Here is a 14,505-nt window from a genome sequence, read left to right on the forward strand (position 1 = left end):
CCCGTCCCCCCACGGAGATCCGCCATGTGGCTGCTTGATCATCTCTGGCCCAGCCGCCGTCCGTTGCCGCCGCCGATGGCCCTCGAACCGCCGTTGCCACCGCGCAGGCCGTGGCTGAAGCGCCCCGCACGGGCCGGGCGCAGCGGCATGGCACCGTGGCAGAAGGTCGCCCCGGCCACGCGCCGCACGCGCCACTAGGCCGTGCGGTCGGCGGGATGGTTGACCCCGTCATTGACCGGGATGATGCCCAGCGCGAAGGGATCGATGCCTTCCAGGCAGGCCACGTTGTAGCCGTACTGGTCCGGGTTGGAGCGGCGCCGGTGATGGGTGTAGATGCCGCAGACACCGCAGAAGTAATGCTCGGCCACGTGGGTGTTGAACTGGTAGAGGCGCAGGTGGTCCTGGCCGCGCACCACCTGCAGCCCCTGGCGGGTAACGCTGGCGGCGATGGCGCCACGGCGCCGGCACATCGAGCAGTCGCAGCGGCGCGGGTCGACGATGCCGTCGGGCAGGTCCAGCAGCAGCTCCACCGCGCCGCAATGGCAGGTGGCGCGGTGCCGGGGCTGCACGGCCACGCCGGCTACGGAGGTGATTCCCATCGCTGTTCCCCGCTGTGGTGACCCGGCCAGTATGCGCTGACAGGGCGGCCCGCGCCCATTGCTGAATGGGTCGGTGATGCCAGTGTCAGCCGGCTTGTGGCTAACTATGCCGCCCCCCCATACGCGACAGGATGCCCGTGAGAGCCGCAGGACGTTGGATGACAGGATCTGCCATGGCGCTGCTGGCGCTATGGGTGGCCGGTTTGTTCGCCTATCAGCTGCCTGGGCCGGGCTGGCTGTCGGCGGGCGTGGCCGTGCTGTGGCTGCTGGCGGCGCTGTGGACGGCGTTGACGGTGGCGCGCGGGAGACGCACGAAGCGCTGGACCGGCTTCTACGTGGCGTCGGTAGCGCTGGCGGGTCTGTGGTGGCTGCTGCTGACCCCGCGTCAGGACCGGGACTGGGCCGACGACGTGGCCCAGCGCCTGCACGTTGAATCCTTCGATGGCCGCCACGTGGTGCTGGGCAACGTGCGTGACTTCACCTGGCGCACGGAAACCGACTACGACGCGCGTTGGGTGCGCCGCGAATACGACCTGGACCAGCTGCGTTCGGCCGATCTGGTGCTGTCGTACTGGATGGGCCCGGCCATTGCCCACACTCTGGTGTCGTTTGGCTTCGACGATGGCCGCCACCTGGTGTTCTCGCTGGAAATCCGCAAGGAACGGGGCGAATCGTTTTCGGCGCTGGGGGGCTTCTTCCGCCGCTTCGAGATGACCCTGGTTGCCTCGGAAGAGACCGACATCCTGCGCACGCGCACCAATGCCCGTGGCGAGGACGTCTACCTGTACCGCCTGCATGGGCTGGACCGCGGCCAGCTCAAAGCACTGTTTGCCGCTTATCTCGATGAGGCGAAGCAGCTGGACGCTGCGCCGGCGTTCTACAACACGGCCACCAGCAACTGCACCACGATCGTCTTCGACCTGGCCCGGCATATCGCCCCCGGCCTGCCGCTGGACTATCGCCTGCTGCTGTCCGGCTACCTGGCCGAGTACGCACAGGAGGTGGGGGCGCTGGTGCCCGGGGTGCCGTATGCCGAGCTGCACGCCAAGGGCCGCATCACCGAGCGCGCGCTGCACATGGCAGCGGGCGAGAACTATTCCACCGTGATCCGCCGCGGCATTCCCGGCACCGAGCAGGACCCGCAGCAATGACCCTCGATTTCCCGATCCGCTGGCAGCGCGTGCTGCCGGCGCTGCTGGCTGCGTTCGTCCTGCTGGGTGGCAGCGGCTGCGCCATGGTTACCGTCAAGCAGGTGGCGTCCAGCGATTCGCTGGTGAACAAGCGCGCCGACGTGCTCAACACCGGCAAGCTCAGCCCGGCTTCGCGCGAGACGCTCAGTGCCGCGGGCCTGGACGAATCGCAGTGCGAGAACGACTTCCTGCTCTGCCGCAGCACGCTGCTGATGACCGATGACCTGAATGTTGAGCAGCGGCTGTCGACCCTGTCCGAACTGTGGGTGAAGGCTGCGCTTGCACTGACCCCGAAGAAGCACGCCGCCGGCGAGCCGCCGATGAGCGATGCCGCACTCGATGCCTGGCTGGAAGCCGCGCGCTACGGCTATGCCTACCTGTTCTTCAGCGGTCGCTCGCCCTCGGACCGTGCGTTCGAGGACCGGCGGACGCAGGTGCGCGATTACTACAACTACGCGGCGGAAAAGGCCGCCGTGGTGCTGTTCGCGCGTGCGCGGGCGGCGGCGCTGGCCGGCGAGGATTACACCCGGCCGATGTCCGCCGGCAGCTGGACGCTGGCCGCCAACTACGAGCAGCTGGCGCTGAAGAGCATTCCTTCGCAGCTTGTGCCGGCCGGTTCGGTCAGCTTCGTCGGCCTGCGCAGCACCTACCGTCGCGATGGTTTCGGTGCCGAGCTGGTGATGGTGATGGACCCGCCGAAACTGGTGGTGCCGGTGGTGGCCGCCGACGGCCCCAAGGCCGAGACCACGCAGGGCGATGACGGCGCGCGCGGCCGCCGCCATCGGCATGACGACAGCGTGCCCGAGTTCAGCGAGATGTCCTCGGTCAATGTCACCGCGCTGCTGCGCTTCGAGGGCGACAGCCTGGAGGATGTGATGCGCACGCGGCGGGTCGAGCTGGATGCGTATTCGCCGGAAGCCACCGAGCGCATCACCCTGCATGGCGAACAGGTGCCGCTGGCCGGCAACTTCACCGCGGCCTACGGACTGTGGCTGGCACAGAGCGGCTTCGCTACGCAGTCGCTGCGCACGCTGTTTGGGCTGAGCGAGGGCATCGGCGAGCCGCACATCTACCTGATGCAGCCGTGGGATCCTAACCGCCGCATCATCTTCATGTTGCACGGCCTGGCCAGCAGCCCGGAGGCCTGGGTGAACCTGGCCAACGAGATCATGGGCGACCCTGAGCTGCGCCGGCAGTTCCAGGTCTGGCAGGTCTATTACCCGACCAACGCGCCCATCGCCTTGAACCGCTACGAGATCGCCAACGCCTTCAACGACACGTTGCAGCACTTCGACCCCAGCGGGAACGCGCGCGCGTCGAAGGACATGGTCTACATCGGCCACAGCATGGGCGGCGTGCTGGCGCGGCTGCTGGTCAGCGATTCCGGTGATGTGCTGTGGAACGACCTGCTGGCCAACTACGACCTGAAGGGCGAACGCCTGAAGCGCGTGCAGGGCAAGCTGGGGCCGCTGCTGCACTTCAAGGCGCAGCCGAACGTGGAGCGCGCGATCTTCATCGCCGCCCCGCACCAAGGCACCGACATCGCCGGCAACAAGGTCGGCCGCCTGATCGGCCGGCTGGTGCGCCTGCCGCTGACCATCCTGGGCAAGTTCGAGGATGTGTTCCTGGCTCTGGCGCAGGCCGAGCAGCAGGTCGATGGCACCGCCAAGCCGAAGATCCCCAACAGCATCGACAACCTCAAGGCCAGCGATCCGTTCGTGAAGGCCGCCGCGCAGCTGCCGATCGAGCCGGGCCTGAAGTACCACTCGATCATCGCGCAGCGCAGACCGGAGCTGCCGCTGGAGAAATCCGACGATGGGCTGGTGCCGTACTGGAGCGCGCACCTGCCGGGCGCGCAGTCGGAGAAAGTGATCATCTCCGGGCACAGCGTGCAGGAAAGCCCCCAGGCGGTGCTGGAAGTGAGGCGCATCCTGCACCGAGACATCGACGAGATGGGGACCGGTCCCCGGCCGTGACACGCTGGGGTCGGAGCCGTTTTCTGCGAAAACGGATCTGGCCCCAGACGACCATTACACCCGCCGCGCCACCACCGCGCCCAGCACGGCCAGGCCCACCGTGATCGCCAGGCACAGCACGTAACCGGTGTGCGGCGCCTGCTCGACGAACAGCGCGAACAACGCACCCGACAACGCCAGTGCGGTAGCCACGCACAGCGCCTCGCTCAACTGCAGTGCTGAACTGTTGCGGCCCTGTTCCCGCGGCGCGGACAGCGACAGCGTGAGCACCGACAGGCTGGCGTAGATCATGCCCATGCCGAAACCGGTGATGGTCCAGCCGAGCAGCGCCACGGGCAGCGGCACCGCGTTGAACAGCACCGCCAGGGTGGCGGTGATGCCGATGGTCATCAGCACCGTGCCCACGCGCAGCAGCTGCTGCCGCGACCAGCCGCGCTGCTGGTGGCCCTGCAGCCACGAGCCACTGAACCAACCCAGTGCGCCCAGGCTGAGCACGGCGCCGGCCCAGCTCGGCGACAGCCCGCGCTCGCGCTGCAGCAGCAGTGGCAGGTAGGCCTCGCAGGCGAAGAACGCCGCGGCGGCCACACCACGCAACGCGATCACGCTGGGCAGGCCGCGGCGCAGGCGCAGCGTGCCCTGCGGCAGCAGGTGGTGCCCGCACAGCACCAGGCCGACCACCGCCATGCCCATGCAGGCCAGCGCCAGCACGCCCTGCTGCTGGCCGCCGATATACAACAGCAGCGCGGCCAGCGACGCACCGATGGCCCAGCGCACGACATCGCCGCTGTTGGCCTCATCGCCGGCTTCAACCGGCGCCTGCCGCGCCAGCGCCGGGCGCAGCATCAACGCCGCCGGGATCGCCAGCAACGGCACGATCAGGAATACCCAGCGCCAGCCCAGGTGCTGCACGATCAGGCCGCTCAGCGCCGGCCCCACCATCGACGGCACCACCCATCCGGCCGAGAACGCAGCGAAGACCTTCGGCCGCAGGGCCTCGGGGTAGTTGCGGCCGACCATCACGTACAGCGCCACCGAGATCGCGCCGCTGCCCAGACCCTGCAGCAGGCGCCCTGCGACCAAGGTGCCCATGCGCGTGGCCAGGCCGGCCAGCAGCAGACCCAGCACGAAGCACGCAAGGCCCCACCACAGCGGTCGCGCAGGGCCGCTGCGGTCGGTCCAGCGCCCGGCCACGGTCATGCCGACCACGCTGGTGGCCAAGGTGCCGCCGAAAGCCAGCGCGTACAGGCGCAGGCCATCCAGTGCCTCGGCCACGGTGGGCATCGCCGCGGCCACGGCCAGCGCTTCGAAGGCGAGCAGGGCGACCAGTACGACCATGCCGATGGTGGTGCTGCGGTGGGCCGGCGAGAGGATGGAATCGAGAGCCGACGTCGCCGTCGATGGTGCTGCGGTGGGGGTGTTCATGCGGGGGAAGATGCTCGGGCCGCGCTTGTCATCCGGCGGCGAAGAACGCAGCATGACACCTGAACCATGGTTGAGGTCAAGCGATGCAGGAACAGGAACTGAGCGTGGGCGACGTGGCCCGTCGCAGCGGCGTCGCGGTATCGGCGCTGCACTTCTACGAGCGCAAGGGCCTGATCAGCAGCCTGCGCACGGCGGGCAACCAGCGGCGCTATGCGCGCGACGTGCTGCGCCGCCTCGCGGTGATCCGCGTTGCACAGCGCGTGGGCATGCCACTGGAAGCGGTGGCCCGCGCATTCGAGACCCTGCCGCAGGGCCGCGCACCGACCAAGGCTGACTGGGCGCGGCTGTCCGCGCGCTGGCAGCAGGAACTGGAAGAGCGCATCCACATGCTGCAGCGGCTGCGCGATGAACTGACCGGCTGCATCGGCTGCGGCTGCCTGTCGCTGAAGCGCTGCCGCCTGGCCAACCCTGACGACGTGCTCGGCGAGCGCGGGGACGGCCCCATGCGCTGGGGCTGAGTCGCTCCCGGTAGCGCCGGGCCATGCCCGGCGTCGGTTGCAGCAGTTACCAGACGGTGAGGGTCTCGCCGCTCTGGATGCCTTCCACGGCACGCTGGAAGGCCAGTGCCGCGCGCTGCGCGGGTACGGCTTCGAAGCCGGGGAAGTAGGGACCGTAGGACGCCAGTGATTCGGCCAGTACGTTCGGGCTGACCGCGTTGATGCGCAGACCGCGCGGCAGCAGTTCCAGTGCGGCGGCGCGCACGAAGCCTTCCAGCGCCTGGTTCACCGCGGTGGCGTTGACACCGTCGCGGATCGGCTGCGCGCTGATGATGCCGGTGGTGAGGGTGATCGAGCCGCCTGGGGTCAGGTGATGCTGCGCTGCCAGCGCCAACCGCACCTGGCCGAGCAGCTTGTCCTGCAGGCCGCTGTTGAACTGCGCCGCGGTCATCGTCTGCAGCGGGCCGAAATGCACGTTGCCGGTGGTCGAGATCACCGCGTCGACCGGGCCGGTCTGCGCGAACAGGGCCGAGACGCTGGCATCGTCGGCCAGGTCCACGCGCAGCGCACCGCTGCGGCGGCCAGCGGCAAGAATCTCGTGATGCTGGCCAAGGTGGCGGGCGACCGCTTGGCCAAGGGTGCCGCTGGCACCGACAAGCAGGATCTTCATCGTGGCGTCCTCAGGGGAAAGAGCTGCAGTCTGCGCCGCCGGATGCGGGTTTGGTAAGCGGCGTATGATTCGCAGATTCATAACCAAGAGTTAGCAATGGATACCTTGCGCTGCATGCAGGCCTTCGCGGTCGTGGCCGAACACGGCAGCTTCGCGGCGGCCGCCGTGCAGCTGCAGGTGTCGGCGGTGATGGTCGGCAAATACATCCAGCAGCTGGAAGCGCACCTGGGCACCTCGCTGCTGCAGCGGAACACCCGCCATCAGCGGCTGACCGAAGCGGGCGCGGCCTACCTGGCCGGCTGCAGGCAGGTGCTGGAACAGGTGCAGCAGGCCGAGGCCGATGTCGCCGGACTGCAGCGGCAGCCGCAGGGCCTGCTGCGGATCAGCGCGCCCACCACCTGGGGCAGCTGCGTGCTGGCGCCGTTGCTGTCGGGCCTGCTACGCGCGCAGCCGCTGCTGGATATCGAACTGGACCTCAGCAACCGCCGCGTGGACCTGATCGAGGATGGTTTCGATGCGGCGATCCGGGTCGGGCCGCTGCCCTCGCAGGAACTGGTGGCGCGCCCGCTGCCGCCATATGCGATGAGCCTGTGCGCATCGCCGGCCTACCTGCGCCGGCGCGGCACGCCACGGACGCCGGCAGACCTGGCCGGACATGACTGCCTGAGCCATCTGGCCTGGCGCGGTGGCCATGGCTGGCAGCTGGCCAATGGCGAGCAGGTCGATTGGGATGCACGGTTGACCAGCAACGATGGCTACGCGCTGCGTGAGGCGGCGGTGGCCGGTGCCGGATTGATCCTGCAGCCGACGGCGCTGCTGGCGGCGGATATCGCGGCCGGGCGCCTGAAGCCGCTGCTGCGCGGGTACGTGCCGGAGCCGCGGCCGATGCACCTGATCTACCTGCCGGACCGGAGGCCGCGCCCGCGGCTGCAGTGCTTCGTGGAGTACGTGCTGCAACACGTGGGGTAGATCGATGCCATGCGTCGATTGCGAGGCCTTGCGTCGATGCCGTTGGTAGTAGATCGACGCCATGCGTAACAACCATCGGGGTCGGATCCCTTAGCGGTGGCAAAGGGATCCGACCCCAACACATCAATCATTGGCCGCCGACAACGCCCGCCCACGCTGCTGCGCCGCCTGCAGCGCCTTGGCCACCAGCGCCTCGAAACCATCGGCCTGGAAGCTCTCGATCGCCGCCTGGGTGGTGCCGTTGGGCGAGGTCACCCGGCGCCGCAGCTCGGCCGGGCTTTCGCCGGTTTCATCCAGCATCCGCGATGCGCCCAGCAGGGTCTGCACCACCAGCGCACGCGCGGCGTCGGCCGGCAGGCCCTGAGCAATGCCGGCCGCTTCCATCGCTTCGGCCAGCAGGAACACATAGGCCGGGCCGCTGCCGGACACGGCCGTGACCGAATCCATCAGCGCTTCGTCCTCGATCCACACCGTGCGCCCGGCGCTGGCCAGCACGCGTTCGGCCTGCGCATGCTGCTGCGCATCCACGGCGGGCGTGGCGTACAGGCCGGTTACCCCAGCGCCGAGCAGGGCAGGGGTGTTGGGCATCGCGCGCACCACCGGCAACGCATCGCCCAGCCAGCGTTGCAGCTGTGCGCTGGTGATGCCCGCCGCGATCGATACCACCAGCGGCGCCTGCGCCTGCGCCAGTGCCTGCAGCGATTGGCAGACCTCGCGCAGCACCTGCGGCTTCACCGCCAGCAGCCAGGTCTGGCCCTGGGCGGCGGCCTCGGCGGCGTTGTCGTGGGTCTGCACGCCGAAATCGGCGGCCAGCGCCTCGCGCAGCGCGGCCACCGGCTCGGCCACGTGGATCTGCGTCGCCGGCACGCCCTGGCGGACCAGCCCGGCAATGAGGCTGCGGGCCATGTTGCCGCCGCCGATGAAGGTGATCGATTCAACTGTCATGCAGAATTCCTTGGTTCAGGCCGGGCGCGGACGCGCACCGAACAGGGCGGTGCCGATGCGCACCAGGGTGGCACCTTCGGCGATGGCTTCGGCGTAGTCGCCGCTCATGCCCATCGACAGGGTGTCCGCCTGCGGATGGCGCGCGGCCAGCGAGTCAAAAAGTGCGCGCATGCGCACGAAGGCATCGCGACGGCGCTCGGCTTCCGGCCACGGCGCGGGAATGGCCATCAGCCCGCGCAGGCACAGCGTGGATTCGGCGCCGATGGCCTCGGCCAGTGCGTTCACGTCCTGCGGCGCACAGCCGTGCTTGCTGGATTCATCGTCGATGTTGACCTGGATGAGCACGTTCAGCGGCGCGCGCCCGGCCGGGCGGTGGCGGGCCAGGGCCGCCACCAGCTTGGGCCGGTCCACGCTCTGCACCCAGTCGAAGTGGCTGGCCACGGCCTCGGCCTTGTTCGACTGCAGGTGGCCGATCAGGTGCCATTCCAGCCCCAGCGCCTGCAGTGCCTGCATCTTGGCCAGGGCTTCCTGCACGTAGTTCTCGCCGAAGGCGCGCTGGCCCTGCGCGGCCAAGGCTGCCACGGCCTCGGCCGGCTGGGTCTTGGAAACCGCCAGCAGGCGCGGCGGTGGCCGCCCGGCAGCCTCGGCGGCGTTGTGCAGGTTGCTCAGGATCTCGGGCAGGGCAGTGGCCACGTAACGCGTTCCAGTGTGACAGGAGGCTATACTGCCGCCAGGGGAAAGATCCTTCCAGTCGAAGCCGTTATTGGGGAGTAGCCGCTCATGGATATCGCCGAGCTGTTGGCGTTTTCCGTAAAGAACAAAGCGTCCGACCTGCACCTGTCTGCAGGCCTGCCGCCGATGATCCGCGTGGACGGCGATGTTCGCCGGATCAACATCCCGGCCCTGGACCACAAACAGGTCCATGCGCTGGTGTACGACATCATGTCCGACAAGCAGCGGCGCGATTACGAGGAATTCCTCGAAGTCGACTTCTCCTTCGAGATTCCGTCGCTGGCGCGCTTCCGTGTCAACGCCTTCAACCAGAACCGCGGCGCCGGTGCGGTGTTCCGTACCATTCCCTCCGAGGTGCTCACCCTGGAGGACCTGGCCTGCCCGCCGCTGTTCCGCGAGGTGATCCAGCAGCCGCAGGGCCTGATCCTGGTGACCGGGCCGACCGGATCGGGCAAGTCGACCACGCTGGCAGCGATGATCGACTACATCAACAAGAACGAATACGGCCACATCCTCACCGTCGAGGATCCGATCGAATTCGTGCATACCTCGCAGAAGTGCCTGATCAACCAGCGCGAAGTGCACCGCGATACGCATGGCTTCAACGAAGCATTGCGTTCGGCACTGCGTGAGGATCCGGACATCATCCTGGTGGGCGAACTCCGCGACCTGGAAACCATCCGCCTGGCGCTGACCGCTGCGGAAACCGGCCACCTGGTGTTCGGCACCCTGCACACCAGCTCGGCGGCCAAGACCATCGACCGCATCATCGACGTGTTCCCGGCCGGCGAAAAGCCGATGGTGCGCTCGATGCTGTCCGAATCGCTGCGCGCGGTCATTTCGCAGGCGCTGCTGAAGAAGGTCGGCGGCGGCCGTACCGCGGCGTGGGAAATCATGGTCGGCACACCGGCCATCCGCAACCTGATCCGCGAAGACAAGGTCGCGCAGATGTACTCGGCCATCCAGACCGGCCAGCAGTACGGAATGATGACCCTGGACCAGCACCTGCAGGACCTGGTCAAGCGCAGCCTGATCACCCGCAACCAGGCCCGCGAGTACGCCAAGGACAAGCGTCTGTTCGAGTAAGGCGAGGCAACGGTGGGGCGGTGCGCATGCATGCCGCCGTCCCGCGATGTCCTGTCCACCGACCGATCTCTGGCAAACGCCCATTGGGAGCCCGCCATGAACAGCACCGCCAGTACCGCCAGCACCATCGATTTCACCTCGTTCCTCAAGCTGATGGCGCACCAGCGCGCCTCGGACCTGTTCATCACCGCGGGCATGCCGCCGGCGATCAAGGTCAACGGCAAGATCTCGCCGATCACGCAGACCCCGCTGACCCCGCAGCAGAGCCGCGACCTGGTCCTCAACGTGATGACCCCGGCGCAGCGCGAGGAATTCGAGAAGACCCACGAGTGCAACTTCGCCATCGGCCTGTCCGGTGTCGGTCGTTTCCGCGTGAGCTGCTTCTACCAGCGCAACCAGGTCGGCATGGTGCTGCGTCGTATCGAAACGCGCATCCCGACCGTGGAAGAACTGAGCCTGCCGCCGATCATCAAGACGCTGGCGATGACCAAGCGCGGCATCATCCTCTTCGTTGGCGCCACCGGCACCGGCAAGTCGACCTCGCTGGCGGCGATGATCGGTTACCGCAACCAGAACTCGACCGGCCACATCATCACCATCGAAGACCCGATCGAGTTCGTGCACAAGCACGAGGGCTGCATCATCACCCAGCGCGAAGTCGGCATCGATACCGACAGCTGGGAAGCGGCCCTGAAGAACACCCTGCGCCAGGCGCCGGACGTGATCATGATCGGCGAGGTGCGTACCCGCGAGGGCATGGACCACGCCATCGCCTTCGCCGAAACCGGCCACCTGGTGCTGTGCACCCTGCATGCCAACAACGCCAACCAGGCGATGGACCGCATCATCAACTTCTTCCCGGAAGACCGCCGCAACCAGCTGCTGATGGATCTGTCGCTGAACCTCAAGGGCGTGGTCGCGCAGCAGCTCGTTCCTTCGCCCGATGGCCGTTCGCGCAAGGTCGCGATGGAGATCCTGCTGGGCACGCCGCTCGTGCAGGACTACATCCGCGACGGCGAGATCCACAAGCTCAAGGAGCTGATGAAGGAATCGGTCGAGCTGGGCATGAAGACCTTCGACCAGAGCCTGTTCGAGCTGTACCAGGCCGGCGAGATCAGCTACGAGGACGCGCTGCGTTACGCCGATTCGCAGAACGAAGTGCGCCTGCGCATCAAGCTCAGCCAAGGCGGCGATGCGCGCACCCTGTCGCAGGGTTTGGATGGCGTGGAGATTTCCGAGGTCCGTTGACCACTGGGCGCCTGCGGGCGCCCTCTGCTTCGGGATGACCGCCATGAACCGGCCAGGGAGGCCTGCATGCGTGTGACGACGAGCGTGGTGCTGGCAATCGTGGTGCTGCAGGCAGGGTGTGCCCGCACGTCCGGGCCCGCCGCGCCAGCCGCGGCCGAAAGCTGCGGCGATCCGCTGGCGCACGCCTGGTACCTGCTGCCTCCGCCTTCACAGGCGCAAAGCCGCGACCCGCTGCCGTTCCATGATTTCACCGGCTTTGCGAGAGCGTCCTACGCTGTCCATCTGCGGGATCTGCCGGGCCTGCCTGAGCCATCCTTCCGCTGTGGCCGCGTTCCGGTCCAGGCCTATCGTTTCGTCTGGACGCCCTCCTTCTTCCCGGGCGTGGTGATACGTGCGCAGCGCAACGCCGCCGGCCAGGCGTGGATTGTCGGCCGCAGTGCGCGCGCGTGGGAGATTCCCGGATCCTCGCCCGGACACCCCTCCAGCATCATCAACGGTTGGACGTGCCCTCCGCCACGCGCGTTGAGTGCGCAGGAATGGAAGACCGTCACCGCCGCGTTCGCGCGCCTGCAGGGCGAAGATTCGAGCGCGGGGCTGGATGGTTCAACGTGGACGTTCGAGTCCGTGGTGGACGGTGAGCAGCGCTGGTTCGCGCGGTGGGTGCCGCAGGATGTGACGTTCCGCACCGCCGGCAGGATGATGGCCGAACTGGCCGGATGCACCGACGCCCTGCAGGCCATGGAGTGACCGGTACGAGGGTGGATTGATGAAATCCAGTCATGACCGACTGCCATCCAGGTCGTTCAATCCAGCGGGGGGAGGGGCGTATCGTCGTCGTTCCCCCCCTGGAGCTTGACGATGCAGACACGTGAACTCGGCCGCAGTGGCCTGAAGGTTTCCGCCCTTGGCCTGGGCTGCATGGGCCTGAGCCACAGCTATGGCCCGCCGGTCGAGCACGGTCAGGGCATCGCCCTGCTGCATGCCGCCGTCGAGCGCGGCGTGACCTTCTTCGATACCGCCGAGGTCTACGGCCCGTACACCAACGAAGCACTGGTGGGCGAGGCACTGGCGCCGTACCGCGACACGCTGGTGATCGCCACCAAGTTCGGCTTCAAGGACGCCCGCACGGATACCGGCCTGGACAGCCGCCCGGAAAACATCCGTGCGGTGGCCGAGGCCAGCCTCAAGCGCCTGCGCACCGACCACATCGATCTGTTCTACCAGCACCGCGTGGACCCGAACGTGCCGATCGAGGACGTGGCCGGCACCGTGCGCGACCTGATCGCCGAAGGCAAGGTCGGCCACTTCGGCCTGTCCGAGGCCAGTGCCGCGACGGTGCGCCGCGCGCATGCGGTGCAGCCGGTGGCCGCGGTACAGAGCGAGTACTCGCTGTGGTGGCGCGAGCCAGAGCGCGAACTGCTGCCGACCCTGCAGGAACTGGGCATCGGCTTCGTGCCGTTCAGTCCGCTCGGCCGTGGCTTCCTGACCGGCACCATCACCGCCGATACCACCTTCAGCGACAACGATTTCCGTAACAGCGTGCCGCGTTTCGAAGTGGAGGCCCGCCGCGCCAACCAGGCGCTGGTGGATCGCATCGGCACGATTGCCGCAGCCCGTGGCGCCACCCCGGCGCAGGTGGCACTGGCCTGGCTGCTGGCACAGGCGCCGTGGATCGTGCCGATTCTGGGCACCACCAAGGTCCATCGCCTGGAAGAAAACCTGGCCGCGACCGAGCTGGTGCTGTCCGCGGACGAGCTGCAGCGCATCGCCCAGGTACTGGAAGAAGTGTCGATCGTCGGCGAGCGCTACAACGCGCAGCGCGCGGCCCAGGCCAAGGGCTGATCTGAGCTTTGGTGGGTGCGGGCCGTTGGTGGTGGGTGCGGACCGTTGGTCCGCACTTCTTTTGTTCACCCCATCGGCCCGCGCAGCGCATCCAGCACCGTACGCATGGCCACGCTCACATGGCGGCGCGACGGGTAATAGGCGTAGTAGCCGTCGAAGGCCGGGCACCAGTCATCCAGCACCGACTGCAGGCGGCCCTGTTCAAGCAGGGCCAGCACCTGGTCCTCGGGCAGCCAGGCCAGGCCGCTGCCGGCCAGTGCGGCCTCGCGTGTCATGCCCATGGTGTTGAAGGTCCACTGGCCGCTGACGCGCACGCTCAGTTCATTGCCGTCCTGGCCGAAATCCCAGGGCATCAGCCCACCGTGGGTGGGCAGGCGCAGGGTGATGCAGTTGTGCACCGCCAGCTCCTGCGGATGGCGCGGCGCGGTGTGCTGGCGGAAGTAGCTGGGCGCACCGACCACGCGCATGCGCAGCGGCGGGCTGATTGGCACCGCCACCATATCGCGGGCCAGCCGTTCGCCGAGGCGGATGCCGATGTCATAGCGCTCGGCGACGATGTCGGCCAGTGCATAGTCGGCGGTCAGTTCGACGTTCAGATCGGGGTACTTCTGCAGCAGCGGTGCCAGCCGTGGCCAGGCGAGGTATTCGGCGGCGTGGCCGGTGGCGTTGATGCGGATGGTGCCGGCGGGGCGCTCGCGGTACTCGGCCAGCGCGGCCAGTTCGTTCTCGATCTCGGCCAGGCGCGGGGCGAGGGTATCGAGCAGGCGGGCGCCGGCTTCGGTGGTGGACACGCTGCGGGTGGTGCGGGTGAGCAGGCGTACGCCGAGGCGTTCTTCCAAGCCGCGCATGGCGTGGCTGAGGGCGGACTGGGAGACGCCGAGCTGGGCGGCGGCCTTGGTGAAGCTGCCCTGGCGGGCAACGTGGACGAAGGCCTGCAGGTCGTTGAGGTTTTCGCGGGGCATGAGGGGATGATACGGCCGGGCTGCACCCGGCACCTGCCGAAGCAACGTCAATGTCAAAGGCTGGCTTTCTGTGGGAACTGGTCAGCTACCTGAACAGTGAACAAGACCTAGGCCATGGCCACGCCAACGCCCTGATCGCCCACCACTTCAACGCCCAGCGCTGGTCCACCGCTCCAACGAGCGAAGCGACAGGCTTCTGCTCTTGCTCTTCTTTTTTCTCTTACGTGGCTGGACGAGCACGGAAATTGTCCGGGGCAGGGCGGGTGGGCCGTGCAGGGGCGTGAGCCGCATGGATGCGGCGACCGAGCTTGCAAGGCCCGGCACGGGGCCCCCCCCCCCCCCCCCCCCCCCACAAGGGCAAAAAGCC

Annotated in this window: 15 protein-coding genes; 9 read left to right on the forward strand and 6 right to left on the reverse strand. The window is 68.0% G+C overall.

Annotated elements, in window-relative coordinates:
• Window positions 1-24 precede the first annotated feature (24 nt).
• A complete protein-coding gene (locus tag FJU31_RS19290; RefSeq protein ID WP_164073627.1) occupies window positions 25-198 on the forward strand; it encodes a hypothetical protein in 174 nt (57 codons plus the stop codon).
• Here the strand turns inward: FJU31_RS19290 and FJU31_RS07565 are convergent.
• On the reverse strand, window positions 195-599 hold the full coding sequence (locus FJU31_RS07565) for a GFA family protein (RefSeq protein ID WP_150454204.1): 405 nt from the start codon (window positions 597-599) through the stop codon (window positions 195-197). The genes FJU31_RS19290 and FJU31_RS07565 overlap by 4 nt on opposite strands.
• Before the next feature lie 173 nt (window positions 600-772).
• Between FJU31_RS07565 and FJU31_RS07570 the strand changes: the two genes are divergently transcribed.
• Together FJU31_RS07570 and FJU31_RS07575 are read left to right on the forward strand one after the other, a co-directional pair.
• Window positions 773-1,750: an Lnb N-terminal periplasmic domain-containing protein gene (locus FJU31_RS07570; protein ID WP_150454308.1), complete on the forward strand. Its 978-nt coding sequence runs from the start codon at window positions 773-775 to the stop codon at window positions 1,748-1,750.
• Window positions 1,747-3,765 carry an esterase/lipase family protein gene (locus FJU31_RS07575; protein ID WP_150454205.1) on the forward strand — a complete coding sequence of 673 codons (2,019 nt, stop codon included), beginning with the start codon at window positions 1,747-1,749 and terminating at the stop codon, window positions 3,763-3,765. Before FJU31_RS07570 ends, FJU31_RS07575 begins: the two co-directional genes overlap by 4 nt.
• 54 nt (window positions 3,766-3,819) lie before the next feature.
• Here the strand turns inward: FJU31_RS07575 and FJU31_RS07580 are convergent, their stop codons facing one another.
• A complete protein-coding gene (locus tag FJU31_RS07580) occupies window positions 3,820-5,241 on the reverse strand; it encodes an MFS transporter (protein ID WP_150454206.1) in 1,422 nt (473 codons plus the stop codon).
• 29 nt (window positions 5,242-5,270) lie between these two features.
• On the opposite strand from FJU31_RS07580, the gene soxR reads away from it, so the two are divergent.
• Window positions 5,271-5,705 (forward strand): redox-sensitive transcriptional activator SoxR, encoded by a 435-nt coding sequence (gene soxR / locus FJU31_RS07585; RefSeq protein ID WP_150454207.1) that lies wholly within the window; start codon window positions 5,271-5,273, stop codon window positions 5,703-5,705.
• 46 nt (window positions 5,706-5,751) lie between these two features.
• On the opposite strand, the gene FJU31_RS07590 is transcribed toward soxR, so the two are convergent.
• Window positions 5,752-6,354, reverse strand: a complete 603-nt coding sequence (locus FJU31_RS07590; protein ID WP_150454208.1) for a short chain dehydrogenase — start codon at window positions 6,352-6,354, stop codon at window positions 5,752-5,754.
• A 96-nt stretch (window positions 6,355-6,450) separates the two neighbouring features.
• Between FJU31_RS07590 and FJU31_RS07595 the strand changes: the two genes are divergently transcribed.
• Entirely contained in the window at window positions 6,451-7,323 is an 873-nt protein-coding gene (locus FJU31_RS07595) for a LysR family transcriptional regulator (protein ID WP_150454209.1), read from the forward strand.
• Window positions 7,324-7,446: 123 nt separating this feature from the next.
• Here the strand turns inward: FJU31_RS07595 and proC are convergent, their stop codons facing one another.
• Together proC and FJU31_RS07605 are read right to left on the reverse strand one after the other, a co-directional pair.
• Window positions 7,447-8,268 carry a pyrroline-5-carboxylate reductase gene (gene proC / locus FJU31_RS07600; RefSeq protein WP_150454210.1) on the reverse strand — a complete coding sequence of 274 codons (822 nt, stop codon included), beginning with the start codon at window positions 8,266-8,268 and terminating at the stop codon, window positions 7,447-7,449.
• A gap of 15 nt (window positions 8,269-8,283) precedes the next feature.
• Window positions 8,284-8,961 (reverse strand): YggS family pyridoxal phosphate-dependent enzyme, encoded by a 678-nt coding sequence (locus FJU31_RS07605; RefSeq protein ID WP_150454211.1) that lies wholly within the window; start codon window positions 8,959-8,961, stop codon window positions 8,284-8,286.
• 87 nt (window positions 8,962-9,048) lie between these two features.
• Between FJU31_RS07605 and FJU31_RS07610 the strand changes: the two genes are divergently transcribed.
• From FJU31_RS07610 to FJU31_RS07625, 4 genes are all read left to right on the forward strand, one after another.
• A complete protein-coding gene (locus FJU31_RS07610) occupies window positions 9,049-10,086 on the forward strand; it encodes a type IV pilus twitching motility protein PilT (protein ID WP_004147099.1) in 1,038 nt (345 codons plus the stop codon).
• A 96-nt stretch (window positions 10,087-10,182) separates the two neighbouring features.
• Entirely contained in the window at window positions 10,183-11,334 is a 1,152-nt protein-coding gene (locus FJU31_RS07615) for a PilT/PilU family type 4a pilus ATPase (protein ID WP_116864779.1), read from the forward strand.
• 72 nt (window positions 11,335-11,406) lie between these two features.
• On the forward strand, window positions 11,407-12,081 hold the full coding sequence (locus FJU31_RS07620) for a hypothetical protein (protein ID WP_150454212.1): 675 nt from the start codon (window positions 11,407-11,409) through the stop codon (window positions 12,079-12,081).
• Between the two features lie 111 nt (window positions 12,082-12,192).
• Entirely contained in the window at window positions 12,193-13,176 is a 984-nt protein-coding gene (locus tag FJU31_RS07625; RefSeq protein WP_150454213.1) for an aldo/keto reductase, read from the forward strand.
• Between the two features lie 65 nt (window positions 13,177-13,241).
• Here the strand turns inward: FJU31_RS07625 and FJU31_RS07630 are convergent, their stop codons facing one another.
• On the reverse strand, window positions 13,242-14,138 hold the full coding sequence (locus FJU31_RS07630; RefSeq protein WP_150454214.1) for a LysR family transcriptional regulator: 897 nt from the start codon (window positions 14,136-14,138) through the stop codon (window positions 13,242-13,244).
• Window positions 14,139-14,505: the final 367 nt, after the last annotated feature.

This window comes from Stenotrophomonas cyclobalanopsidis (assembly GCF_008710035.1).
GTDB lineage: Bacteria > Pseudomonadota > Gammaproteobacteria > Xanthomonadales > Xanthomonadaceae > Stenotrophomonas > Stenotrophomonas cyclobalanopsidis.

What these genes read in the sequence shown, in the direction of transcription:
- FJU31_RS19290 (WP_164073627.1), top strand. Translation starts at nt 25, where the DNA reads ATGTGGCTGCTTGATCATCTCTGGCCCAGCCGCCGTCCGTTGCCGCCG.
- FJU31_RS07565 (WP_150454204.1), bottom strand. Translation starts at nt 599, where the DNA reads ATGGGAATCACCTCCGTAGCCGGCGTGGCCGTGCAGCCCCGGCACCGC.
- FJU31_RS07570 (WP_150454308.1), top strand. Translation starts at nt 773, where the DNA reads ATGGCGCTGCTGGCGCTATGGGTGGCCGGTTTGTTCGCCTATCAGCTG.
- FJU31_RS07575 (WP_150454205.1), top strand. Translation starts at nt 1,747, where the DNA reads ATGACCCTCGATTTCCCGATCCGCTGGCAGCGCGTGCTGCCGGCGCTG.
- FJU31_RS07580 (WP_150454206.1), bottom strand. Translation starts at nt 5,241, where the DNA reads ATGCTGCGTTCTTCGCCGCCGGATGACAAGCGCGGCCCGAGCATCTTC.
- soxR (WP_150454207.1), top strand. Translation starts at nt 5,271, where the DNA reads ATGCAGGAACAGGAACTGAGCGTGGGCGACGTGGCCCGTCGCAGCGGC.
- FJU31_RS07590 (WP_150454208.1), bottom strand. Translation starts at nt 6,354, where the DNA reads ATGAAGATCCTGCTTGTCGGTGCCAGCGGCACCCTTGGCCAAGCGGTC.
- FJU31_RS07595 (WP_150454209.1), top strand. Translation starts at nt 6,451, where the DNA reads ATGGATACCTTGCGCTGCATGCAGGCCTTCGCGGTCGTGGCCGAACAC.
- proC (WP_150454210.1), bottom strand. Translation starts at nt 8,268, where the DNA reads ATGACAGTTGAATCGATCACCTTCATCGGCGGCGGCAACATGGCCCGC.
- FJU31_RS07610 (WP_004147099.1), top strand. Translation starts at nt 9,049, where the DNA reads ATGGATATCGCCGAGCTGTTGGCGTTTTCCGTAAAGAACAAAGCGTCC.
- FJU31_RS07615 (WP_116864779.1), top strand. Translation starts at nt 10,183, where the DNA reads ATGAACAGCACCGCCAGTACCGCCAGCACCATCGATTTCACCTCGTTC.
- FJU31_RS07625 (WP_150454213.1), top strand. Translation starts at nt 12,193, where the DNA reads ATGCAGACACGTGAACTCGGCCGCAGTGGCCTGAAGGTTTCCGCCCTT.
- FJU31_RS07630 (WP_150454214.1), bottom strand. Translation starts at nt 14,138, where the DNA reads ATGCCCCGCGAAAACCTCAACGACCTGCAGGCCTTCGTCCACGTTGCC.